General features: G+C 62.6%; 16 protein-coding genes and 1 tRNA gene. 10 read left to right on the forward strand and 7 right to left on the reverse strand.

The window, feature by feature from the left end; all coding sequences use genetic code 11:
- Nucleotides 1-42 precede the first annotated feature (42 nt).
- Entirely contained in the window at nt 43-327 is a 285-nt protein-coding gene (locus tag GGC30_RS12710) for a hypothetical protein (protein WP_153924795.1), read from the forward strand.
- On the opposite strand, the gene GGC30_RS12715 is transcribed toward GGC30_RS12710, so the two are convergent.
- Both GGC30_RS12715 and GGC30_RS12720 read right to left on the reverse strand, forming a co-directional pair.
- Entirely contained in the window at nt 324-557 is a 234-nt protein-coding gene (locus GGC30_RS12715) for a hypothetical protein (protein WP_153924798.1), read from the reverse strand. The genes GGC30_RS12710 and GGC30_RS12715 overlap by 4 nt on opposite strands.
- A 99-nt stretch (nt 558-656) precedes the next feature.
- Complete coding sequence (locus GGC30_RS12720) at nt 657-1,100, reverse strand: phage regulatory CII family protein (protein WP_153924801.1); 444 nt, start codon at nt 1,098-1,100, stop codon at nt 657-659.
- 184 nt (nt 1,101-1,284) lie between these two features.
- Between GGC30_RS12720 and GGC30_RS12725 the strand changes: the two genes are divergently transcribed.
- The 6 genes from GGC30_RS12725 to GGC30_RS16315 all read left to right on the forward strand — a co-directional run bounded on the left by GGC30_RS12725 (nt 1,285) and on the right by GGC30_RS16315 (nt 3,180).
- Nucleotides 1,285-1,482: a hypothetical protein gene (locus tag GGC30_RS12725; RefSeq protein ID WP_153924804.1), complete on the forward strand. Its 198-nt coding sequence runs from the start codon at nt 1,285-1,287 to the stop codon at nt 1,480-1,482.
- Nucleotides 1,479-1,793, forward strand: coding sequence for a hypothetical protein (locus GGC30_RS12730; RefSeq protein WP_153924807.1), 315 nt, complete (start codon nt 1,479-1,481; stop codon nt 1,791-1,793). The genes GGC30_RS12725 and GGC30_RS12730 overlap by 4 nt, the downstream gene beginning before the upstream one ends.
- Before the next feature lie 66 nt (nt 1,794-1,859).
- Nucleotides 1,860-2,333 (forward strand): helix-turn-helix domain-containing protein, encoded by a 474-nt coding sequence (locus GGC30_RS12735; RefSeq protein WP_153924810.1) that lies wholly within the window; start codon nt 1,860-1,862, stop codon nt 2,331-2,333.
- Nucleotides 2,333-2,749, forward strand: coding sequence for a hypothetical protein (locus GGC30_RS12740; RefSeq protein ID WP_153924813.1), 417 nt, complete (start codon nt 2,333-2,335; stop codon nt 2,747-2,749). Before GGC30_RS12735 ends, GGC30_RS12740 begins: the two co-directional genes overlap by 1 nt.
- A complete protein-coding gene (locus GGC30_RS12745) occupies nt 2,746-3,018 on the forward strand; it encodes a hypothetical protein (protein ID WP_153924816.1) in 273 nt (90 codons plus the stop codon). The genes GGC30_RS12740 and GGC30_RS12745 overlap by 4 nt, the downstream gene beginning before the upstream one ends.
- 9 nt (nt 3,019-3,027) lie before the next feature.
- Nucleotides 3,028-3,180 (forward strand): hypothetical protein, encoded by a 153-nt coding sequence (locus GGC30_RS16315; RefSeq protein ID WP_194943597.1) that lies wholly within the window; start codon nt 3,028-3,030, stop codon nt 3,178-3,180.
- 44 nt (nt 3,181-3,224) lie between these two features.
- Here GGC30_RS16315 and GGC30_RS12750 read toward each other — a convergent pair whose 3' ends face one another.
- A complete protein-coding gene (locus GGC30_RS12750) occupies nt 3,225-3,848 on the reverse strand; it encodes a hypothetical protein (protein WP_153924819.1) in 624 nt (207 codons plus the stop codon).
- A 34-nt stretch (nt 3,849-3,882) separates the two neighbouring features.
- Between GGC30_RS12750 and GGC30_RS12755 the strand changes: the two genes are divergently transcribed.
- The 3 genes from GGC30_RS12755 to GGC30_RS12765 all read left to right on the forward strand — a co-directional run bounded on the left by GGC30_RS12755 (nt 3,883) and on the right by GGC30_RS12765 (nt 6,288).
- Nucleotides 3,883-4,101 carry a hypothetical protein gene (locus tag GGC30_RS12755; RefSeq protein ID WP_153924822.1) on the forward strand — a complete coding sequence of 73 codons (219 nt, stop codon included), beginning with the start codon at nt 3,883-3,885 and terminating at the stop codon, nt 4,099-4,101.
- A 70-nt stretch (nt 4,102-4,171) separates the two neighbouring features.
- On the forward strand, nt 4,172-5,416 hold the full coding sequence (locus GGC30_RS12760; RefSeq protein ID WP_153924825.1) for a tyrosine-type recombinase/integrase: 1,245 nt from the start codon (nt 4,172-4,174) through the stop codon (nt 5,414-5,416).
- A 23-nt stretch (nt 5,417-5,439) separates the two neighbouring features.
- On the forward strand, nt 5,440-6,288 hold the full coding sequence (locus GGC30_RS12765) for a Dam family site-specific DNA-(adenine-N6)-methyltransferase (RefSeq protein WP_194943598.1): 849 nt from the start codon (nt 5,440-5,442) through the stop codon (nt 6,286-6,288).
- Here GGC30_RS12765 and GGC30_RS12770 read toward each other — a convergent pair whose 3' ends face one another.
- From GGC30_RS12770 to GGC30_RS12785, 4 genes are all read right to left on the reverse strand, one after another.
- A complete protein-coding gene (locus tag GGC30_RS12770; RefSeq protein WP_153924831.1) occupies nt 6,289-7,134 on the reverse strand; it encodes a hypothetical protein in 846 nt (281 codons plus the stop codon).
- Nucleotides 7,131-8,096 carry a ParB N-terminal domain-containing protein gene (locus GGC30_RS12775; protein WP_194943599.1) on the reverse strand — a complete coding sequence of 322 codons (966 nt, stop codon included), beginning with the start codon at nt 8,094-8,096 and terminating at the stop codon, nt 7,131-7,133. The genes GGC30_RS12770 and GGC30_RS12775 overlap by 4 nt, the downstream gene beginning before the upstream one ends.
- Before the next feature lie 257 nt (nt 8,097-8,353).
- A tRNA-Leu gene (locus GGC30_RS12780) sits at nt 8,354-8,438 on the reverse strand.
- A 54-nt stretch (nt 8,439-8,492) separates the two neighbouring features.
- Complete coding sequence (locus tag GGC30_RS12785; RefSeq protein ID WP_370451986.1) at nt 8,493-9,029, reverse strand: CcdC protein domain-containing protein; 537 nt, start codon at nt 9,027-9,029, stop codon at nt 8,493-8,495.
- Nucleotides 9,030-9,053: the final 24 nt, after the last annotated feature.

The following is a 9,053-nucleotide window of genomic DNA, read 5'->3' on the forward strand; positions in this document are numbered from 1 at the left end:
CGGCCCCTCAGTGCCTGCTTTTGCGCAAGAGGAACGCGAACGATGATCAACTTCGACGTCATGAAGGCCTTGGAGGCTCTGCCGATCTGGAAGCGTGTTTCGGCGCTTCCAGATCGCGTCGATGCGCTTGAGCGTCGCCTTCGAGCCCTCGAAGCCAGTCGGGCCACCGTGCCAAGTTCGGGCGCGTGCCGCTTCTGTCACGGATCCCTGCGCGTCATCGACGAGCAGCCCCACCCCAGCCTCGGCGTGGTCGGCATGAAGGTTTTGACGCTTCAGTGCCAGAACCCGTCGTGCGGCAAGACCACGACGAAGAACGAGAAGGATTAGGCGGTAGCGCCCGACAAGCGATCCGCCACCGCCTGCGCCTGCTCCGGCGACAGGGCGATGCTGGCTCCGCCAATGTCCCCTCGATCCGCTGGCAGGATCGCCAATACGATCTCCGATCCGTTCCGCGTCAAGTGAACCTCCTGAACGCGTTGATTGATCGAAGTAGTTTCGGTCGTGGTGGTGATCGTCTCGCCGCAGGTGCGGCCGATGGTGGCTTGGGAAAACGGCACTGTCTTTCTCCAGGGTGAAGGTGTTCTGAGCTCGGGCTGCAACACCGCGCATGCGCCGGCGGAACGTCGCGCTCTTCATCAGGGCAGGCTGAAGCTTGCTCATCGCCCGGCCTCCGCCACGGCGTTGACGGCGTCGACCACGTCGCGCAGCTGCTCGATGGCGGCCTCCGCCTGGGCGATGATGGCCTGGGCCTCGCGCGGGCTGATCCGGCCGTCGCTGCGCGCCTCGCGCACATGGCGCTGCAGCAGGGCGACGACCTCGGTGGCCTCGCTGGCCTCGTCCATCAGGTCGCCGACCGCTGACCGCTCCGATGGCCGTTGTTCGGCCATGGCCGAGCTGACGATGTTCTGGCCGCAGTATTCTTCCAGCGCCATGACGATGTCGATCGGCGCGAAGTCCGGGGCGTTCGGCGTGCAGCAGCGCGAGAGCTGCGGCACGGAATAGCGCCGGGCCAGATCCTCGCAGGCCTGGCTGGCCTCTTTCAGCCCGCCGCATTCCTCGATCAGCTTGCCGAACTTCATTTTCAGCTGCAGCGGCCTCAAGCGCGGCGCTCCGTTCGCGAGATGTTCACGTTGGAATTCTCGGCGCCAGCCGTGGGGGTCGTCGTCATGGTTGGCGCAGTTTCGGAAAAGGTTTCCTGATGCGCACCCCAAGCTTCCATCGGCACGCCGAGAGCATCTCGGATATTCGCCCGATCAGGACGACGAGCAGAACGAGGATGGCGAGATGGCCCTGGCCGCCGCCGCCTATGCCGCGTCCGCCGCTGGCGATCCCGATTGCGCACTGTTCTGGCCGGGTGGCTGGGATCCGCACATGTTCAAGCCCGCCGGGGAAACCCGTGACCTGGTCCGCGCCGGCGCCCTGATCGTCGCCGAGCTGGAGCGTCGGGCGCGTCTCTTGGCCGATACGGCAGGCCGCGCATGAAAGGCCCCCTGATCGATCTGGAGTGTGCGGCGGAACATGCCGCCGCGCGTCAGGAACCCGCCCCGGGCGCCTACGCCCCGGGCGGCCGCTGGGAACGCATCCTGCGCGCCCTTCACCGGCGCGGCCCCCTGAAAGCGTCCGAGGTCTACGCCGCCACGCGAGGCGCCGACCATTCCAGCCGGATCGAACGCGCCAAGGTCTGGCGCGCCCTGGTCGGCCTCGAGGATCTGGGTTTCGTCCAGGCCGATCAGGGCCGCTTCGCCATCACCAGCCGGGGCGATCACGCCCTGCGCGACGGCGACGCCGTCTGACGTGGGCCAAGCCCTCTCCATTCTTCACCGCCTGGTTCTCAGGCTCATCCGCAGGGACAGACTTCTATGACCAAACTTCAAGCCGCCCCCGTCACTGATCTGGCGACCGACCCCGTCGACATCGCGATCGGCGCCCGGATCCGCACGCGGCGCGAGGCGCGCCGTATCACTCAGGCGCAGCTGGCCAGCGCCGCCGGCGTCACCTTCCAGCAGGTCCAGAAGTATGAGCGCGGCGTCAATCGCGTCTCGGCCGCGCGTCTGCTGCTGATCGCCGCCGCCCTGCGCACGACCGGTGCGGATCTCCTGGGCGAGCTCGAGGCCGGCGACCTCGATGCGCTGGCGCTGGCCCGCCCGGGCGCGTCTGACATGCTGGAGGCCTTCAACCGCATCGGTTCGGTTGACGCCCGCGACGCCGCCCTGACGGTGCTGCGCGCCATGGCGGCTCATTCGTCGCCGCGCGATCTTCGCGCCGCGTTCACCTCGCCTGACGCTATCCGTGCGGAAAATCGGGGAGCCGATCAAAGAGTGGGGGCCCACTGATGCGCCGGCCATGGATCGAGGGGGCCGCCTTGCTGGCGGCCCATGACCTCGCCGTTCCGCCGCCAAAGGGTGACGGCCGGGATCGGCGCGGCCGGGCCGCTCTCGCCGGCGACATCGACTACGCCCTTATTGGCGCGAACCCGCACGACAAGCCGATGGCCTTCCGAGATCTCGATCACCTAGCCCGCCACGTCCAGCGCGAGCGGGGAGAGCAGGGCCTAGAGCTGGCCGACATCGCAGACCTGGAGTGCAAGGGCGACCTGGTCGCCCGCCCGGGCGTCAGCATCTTCGCCACTGATCTGGATGGCCGCCGCGATCGCCTGATCGGTCACGCCTGGCTGAAGGGCAGGGGACTGGAGCACATGAAGGCCGCGCTGCGACGCAACCGCCTGGTCATCCTGGATGAAGCGGCATGAACCGACTTCGTGACCGCCGCGATCGCCGGATCCTGCGCGAGGCCGCACGCCGCCCCGTCTCGGCTGGCGAGGCCGAACGCATCGTGACCAAGGGTCTGTTCGGATCCTGCGACCCCGCCATCCACGGCCTGCGCACCCGCGCTGCCCTCACCCGCCTCGATCGCCAGGGCCTGCTCGCCCGCACGCCGGACGGCTGGACCGCCACCGATCAGGGCCGCGCCCTTCTCGCCAGCCCGGCCCAGGCGGCTGGGCGCCACTCCGCTCTTTAGAGGCCGCTGATGCCCGACGTCTTCGACCCGATCCCCGACCGCCATCCGCGCCTCGTCGCCTGGGCGGCCGCCATGCGCCGCGCCGGCTGGCCCCTGCGCGAAATCGCCCACCTGTTCAGCATCGATCGCGGCGAGCTGATCGAAGCCGGAGTAGAGCCGTGAATAAGATCAGGCAAAGCTTCTATGGCCGATCAGTGCGAGTTGCTTCAGTCAGCCGCCACGCCTGGCGCTCTGACGTATTCGGCGCTTCTGAGTCTTTCAGGCAAGGCCCGTCCCAAAGCCTCGATCAGTTCTCGTTCCGCCGTCCGCAAATCGGTGAGCCTCTTGGCAACCCGCTTGGTCGGCGTTTTCGGCGGAACCTCGGTTACGCAGCGTTCAACTATAACGGAAGCCTGCCTCGCGACCCGTCGGTAGTCTACCAGCGCCACGGCGGCGGCCGCTGGCCTGAGAGCGGTCAACGGTACGGTAGACAGGGATGTGACTTCCTCTCTCAAGATCAACGCATTGGCGGAAAACAGCAGCGCGGAATAAGTCTTCGTCTGACTGCGAACAGCTACGTGTTCGACGGTCTTATCGATCGAGCTAGCAACAGCCAGCACAGCGTCGGCGGTCGCTTTTGCCAGGTCGCGTTCGTCCGTGGTGCGCTTGTGTTGCTGCAGGAACCACGCGGACAGAATTGCTCCAGTGGTGATGACTATCTGAAATGCCGGCAGGAAAATTTTCAGGAAGGCTTCGCCGAGCCTGTCGTGGACCATGGCGAGAACGACTGTAAGCGCCACGCCCAGTGTGTAGATGGTGCAGAAGACTACAGGTCCGAGCGGTTGCTTCATATTGCGCATACCGCACAGGTTGCGAGCTCTGTCCATGGCTGATGGATCTGCGCACGCCGTGCGCCCGCGCCTGGACGGCGTGAAGGCGATCGGCGACTACATCGGCAAACCGGAGCGCTGGGTCTACCAGGCGCGCGAGCGCGGCTGGTCGGTGCCGATCCGCAAGCGCGACGGCCTGGGCTACTATGCCTTCCCCGACGAGCTGGACGCCTGGCTCAACGATCCCGAGACCCTTCCGCACCGGCCGGCCTGACCGATCCCGGCGCGGAAGGTGACGCCGCGCGCCTGACGTGTATCTATGCGGCCCGAAGAGGAGCCGCAGCGTGGCCAACATCCGCAAGATCTCACACCGTCCGCGCAAGGACGGCAGCGTCAAGACCAGCTGGCGCGCGACCTGGTCCGGCCCGGATGGATCGCGCCAGTCCAAGAACTTCGAACGCAAGGGCGAGGCCCAGGCCTGGCTGAACGAGGTCGGCGCCGGCCGCGTCGGCGGATCCTCGATCATGACGCTGACGGAACTGGCCGAGCAGCACATTCGCCACTTCGACGGCCTGGTGAAGATCGGCCAGCGCCAGGCCATCACGCGTGATGGCTATCAGTCCGTCCTGGACGTCCACCTTGCGCCGCACGCCCTCGGCCGCACACGCCTGTCGAACCTGCGCGCCCCTCAGATCCAAGGGCTGCTCGATGACGTCCTGGCCAGCTCCGGATCCGTCAACCTCGCCCGCCGCGTTCGCCGCAGTCTGGTGACCTGGTGCCGGTTCGGTATTCGCAAGGGCTGGCTGCTGACCAACCCGGCCGAGGCCTGCAAGGTCGAGGGCGGCAAGCGCGTCGAACGCGATCAAGACGAGGAGTTCGCCATTCCGGAAAAGGCCGTCCTCGGCCGACTGCTCGCCGCCGCCGGCGAAGGCGACGCACCCCTGCGCGACGCCGCCATCGTGCGCCTGCTGATGTTCGGCGGCCTGCGGATCTCCGAGGTTCTCGGCTTGGCCGACGACGCCGCCCAGGTGAAGCCCAAGGGCGGCAAGGTCCGGATTCGCGAGCGCCTCGATCGCCACTATCGCACCCTGGATCCGCCGAAGTCGAAGAAGGGCACGCGCGAGGTGCCGATCGGCGAAACGACGTCGCTGGCCATCCGCGCCTGGCGCCTTTCGCGTGGACCGGTCAGCCCCTTCGACCACGTCGACGGCCGCCGGCAGAAAGTCCGCGCCGCCGGCCGACTGTTCCCGCATCCGGAATCCGGACAAGGCGTCTGGAGCTACAACGAGTTCTTCCGCGAGTGCTGGCTGCCCATGCTGCGCCGCGCCGGCCTTGTCGACATGCTGCCGGACAGCAAGGGCAAGAACCGGCCGGTTCCGGCGTTCGGACCGCACACCTTGCGCCACGTGGCCGCCAGCCTCTGGATCGAACAGGACGTGAAGCCGAAGAAGCTGCAGGAGCTGCTTGGTCACGCCACCCTGCAGCTGACCATGGATCTTTACGGCCACCTCTGGACCGATCCCGCCGGCGACGACGCCATCGCCCAGGCCAGCGAACGCATGATCGCAGCAAGATCACTTCCCCAATGAAGGTGAATTCGTTAGGCCGAGCTATGAGCGAGCAAGTCACTACTCCCGGTCCGGAGATCGTTGGGATCAAAGCCGATGCGCGCCCATTTCTTCGTTGGGCCGGGTCGAAGCAGAGACTGCTGGGTCAAATTCTACCATTCATCCCGACAACCTACGGAAGGTATTACGAGCCATTTCTGGGCTCCGGAGCTTTGTTTCTAGCTCTTCAGCCAGATCGCGCATCATTATCTGACTTCAGCCCAGAAGTGGTAGGCGTGTGGAAAGCAGTTAGGGATAATGCCGACTATCTGGGCGCCTACTTACGTCCGCTGAAGCCTGATAAAGGCATATTCTATGACATTCGGGCCAACAGGGCGACCGATTATCCTGAAAGAGCGGCTGAGTTTCTCTATCTGAACAAGACCTGTTGGAATGGGCTCTACCGGGTAAATAAACGCGGGGAGTTCAACGTTCCCTACGGCGCACCCCAAAGCGATTTCATCTTTGATGAGGGAAACCTTCGTGCCTGCTCCACCCTTCTGAAACGTCGGGGTGTTACCATCACTCGCTGTGACTTCGGGAAAACTTTAAGCAGGCCTCGCGCGGGGGATCTTGTATTTCTAGATCCGCCCTACGTCACAAAGCACAATCTGAATGGCTTTAGGGATTACAACGAAAAGCTGTTCAGCTGGTCCGATCAGGAACGACTTGCTTTGACTGCCAAGCGACTAGCTGACCGTGGAGTGCACGTAATCATATCAAACGCAGACCACGCTGACGTCGTCGCGCTCTATGAAGGCTTTAGGCTAGTCCAGCTCGAAAGACCGTCCACTCTGGCATCTAATGCGTCGAAGCGAGGACGCGTTACAGAAGCGATGTTTGTTTCATTCTAACTAGGCAGCGTTATGTATTAGCTGACGCGGGAATGGGCTGATCCAGTTAGCGTGGTTTGCGTGCAAAATCGGCACTGAGTTATTGGGCGTCTTATGGCTTAAAACAATTGCCAAGCCACAGTCCTTGAACCCTCGCGGTTGGCTTTTAGAGGCTTTCTTGCCGTAGCGTTCGAGAACAACTTTTTCATCTGCCGAGAAGACTTCACAGGCGTCGGAGAACAGATTGTCCTTTTCTTGAAGCACCACAGGCGCCCGGACCTCGAGTTCGGTGTTGGTCTGGATCTGGGTTTGTGCCCGTGTGGTTGTTGCTGAGAGCGCTAAGTAGCACTTGGCCTCGGAAGCGACCAGCTCCTCGATATAGGGCCAGTAATCAACCATTTGCTGGCCGCTACCAGCGAAATCGTCGACGAATACGACGCTGTCAACGGCTTTCAAGGCGAGACCCGGCAACTCACGGGGCATGACGCAGAGACTTTGCCATCGATCTGCGGAAAGGCCGTTTGCCTCTCTGAACAAACGCAACATTGCCTGCCCGCTCTCGCCGGCATCTCCCATCCCGACGAAAAACCAGCGACCAATCCGCGCATTGGGCTGTTTGCTCCAGCCAGGTAGACTTTCTAACGTGCCCTTGTAGCCTTGGAGGATGTCATCCTCACTAAGAAGAATGACGTTGTCCAAGACGCGATGTGCGATGGACTGATGTTCTTCTTCAAATTGGCGAAGCCACGCGATCAAGCATTCCCTTGTGGGATGTCGACGATACGGACGGAAACGTGCTTCCCAAGCGCTTAGCTGCTCATCAGTGGCCGGCAACGGTAGGCCAACTTCAATATTGACGGAACTCATACTGGGCGTCGCTCTGCGGAAAGAAGTTTCTCCTTCAACGCTAGAAGAAAATCTTCCATCTCACGCCACAGATTATCCTCGGCAGCAAATTCATCCACGTCGAGAGCCATTAAGTCGCCACGCAATCGCACAATTGATCTTATCAATCCGTCAGCCGTGCTGTGGATGCGTGCTTCGTCAACTTCTAGATCGGCTATAGTGACGTGGTCCGAGTACACTAAATCTCGCAGACGATTGAGCGTATCATCTTCGCGGTCTGCTTTCCGCGCAGCAGTGAGGTAAGCTTTGATCTTCCGAAAATCTGTCACGGCTTTGAACCCTGACAGCTTTTCCTCATGCTTACGAATAAAGGACTCGATCATATCGACGCGATTGAACCAGTCCGCTTTCACCACAGAGCGGTCAGTGACGATCGGATACATCTCGATGAACAGATCTGCCTGGAGCCGCCTGCCGGGGTCAGGATGCAGCATCTTGTCGTGATATTTTGGCTCGAACGTGAGCAGCTTTTTGCACCGCGTCACAACGGCTGTATCTAGGCCGGTTAACGATGCCAGGACACTCTCGCGCTTCTCGTCGAGGTGATCCATCAAGACGCCAAGCTTGAGCGCCGTCGGCATCAGTTCCCAATCTTTGCGCAGCTTGTGTATCTGGAACATCGTGACGATGTTCTCGGTCAAAGAGGGCTCTGGAACCTCATTGATAGGCACTTCGGGCATCCCCAGCGCCGTGGCGCACGTCCAACGGCGCTGCCCATCTAAAATAGTAAACTTCTCTGAACCCTCAGCGCGATACACGGTTAGGGGCACCAGGATTCCAACGCGTTGGATCGACTCCTTCAGCGTAAGCATTGGGTCAGCGTCGAATAGCATCCGAGGGTTATGCGGATTGGGTCGAAGACGATTTGTCTCGACCGTCTGTGGTTTTGGCCGCGGCTGGGCCGCTGCAGTCGCAATGCTCATAGAGCCTCCCCGAACACGCCAATGATAGGTTGCGGCTCCGCGCGCACAAGTATTTTCTGGCCCTAGCGCTTTGATTTGCTGCTTGGTTCTTAGCTCGTGAGAACCGAATCGGAACATCGCGGCGCTGGCGCGGCGCCCGGAGCATGGCGGAAACCTGAGAAAGTGGGAGAAAGTTGAATGAATTCAACGAAGGACCCAAAACGCAGAAGGCCCCGATTTTTGTCGGGGCCTTTTAGCTAAGTCGTTGACTTAAAAGGTGGTGCGGGCGGCCGGGGTCGAACCGGCACTCCTTTCGGAACTGGATTTTGAGTCCAGCGCGTCTACCAATTCCACCACGCCCGCAGCGGAAGGACCGCCTCATGCCACAGAGGCGAAGGCCGCGTCCAGCCCGAAGCGTTAGGCCGCGACCTCCACATGACTGTCCGTGCCGCCGGACTGGATGCGGCGGGCGCGGATGTACATTTCGACGCGCTGCATGACGATCAGCCCCATGGCGAAGACCAGGAAGGCGTCGGTTACGGCCATGGCGTTCAGATGCCAGGCGGCGGCGTGGCTTTCGATCAGGTCGCGCAGCAGAGACCGGCCGGCGAGCAGCACGACCAGCAGGATCAGGCCCAGCGGCGAGGCCTGGGCCATCAGCGAACCGTCCGGCTCCTTTTCGATGGTGACGGTCTTGCCGCGATACCAGCCGGCGATCCCGCCCAAGACGCCGCCAATGGCCAGCACCGCCCAGGCGTCGGGGCCGAACGGGGCGTGGGCCATGTGGGGGTTCTGAGCCGTCCCCCATAGGCCGAGGCCGATCAGCGGCAGGACGATGGTCGGCATGACCCACAGAAGTTGCGGCTTCAGCACGCGCTTCCTGCGGTTCTTCAGCAGCACCACCACCAGCATGATCGGGATCATGAGCAGCGGGATCAGTTTTTCAGGCGGCACGTCGTCTCTCCCCAAAGACAGGAT

Source organism: Brevundimonas sp. SPF441 (assembly GCF_009661015.1).
Lineage (GTDB): Bacteria > Pseudomonadota > Alphaproteobacteria > Caulobacterales > Caulobacteraceae > Brevundimonas > Brevundimonas vesicularis.

Coding starts and splice junctions, on each gene's coding strand:
- GGC30_RS12710 (WP_153924795.1), top strand. CDS start 43: ATGATCAACTTCGACGTCATGAAGGCCTTGGAGGCTCTGCCGATCTGG.
- GGC30_RS12725 (WP_153924804.1), top strand. CDS start 1,285: ATGGCCCTGGCCGCCGCCGCCTATGCCGCGTCCGCCGCTGGCGATCCC.
- GGC30_RS12730 (WP_153924807.1), top strand. CDS start 1,479: ATGAAAGGCCCCCTGATCGATCTGGAGTGTGCGGCGGAACATGCCGCC.
- GGC30_RS12735 (WP_153924810.1), top strand. CDS start 1,860: ATGACCAAACTTCAAGCCGCCCCCGTCACTGATCTGGCGACCGACCCC.
- GGC30_RS12740 (WP_153924813.1), top strand. CDS start 2,333: ATGCGCCGGCCATGGATCGAGGGGGCCGCCTTGCTGGCGGCCCATGAC.
- GGC30_RS12745 (WP_153924816.1), top strand. CDS start 2,746: ATGAACCGACTTCGTGACCGCCGCGATCGCCGGATCCTGCGCGAGGCC.
- GGC30_RS16315 (WP_194943597.1), top strand. CDS start 3,028: ATGCCCGACGTCTTCGACCCGATCCCCGACCGCCATCCGCGCCTCGTC.
- GGC30_RS12750 (WP_153924819.1), bottom strand. CDS start 3,848: ATGAAGCAACCGCTCGGACCTGTAGTCTTCTGCACCATCTACACACTG.
- GGC30_RS12755 (WP_153924822.1), top strand. CDS start 3,883: ATGGCTGATGGATCTGCGCACGCCGTGCGCCCGCGCCTGGACGGCGTG.
- GGC30_RS12765 (WP_194943598.1), top strand. CDS start 5,440: ATGAGCGAGCAAGTCACTACTCCCGGTCCGGAGATCGTTGGGATCAAA.
- GGC30_RS12770 (WP_153924831.1), bottom strand. CDS start 7,134: ATGAGTTCCGTCAATATTGAAGTTGGCCTACCGTTGCCGGCCACTGAT.
- GGC30_RS12775 (WP_194943599.1), bottom strand. CDS start 8,096: ATGAGCATTGCGACTGCAGCGGCCCAGCCGCGGCCAAAACCACAGACG.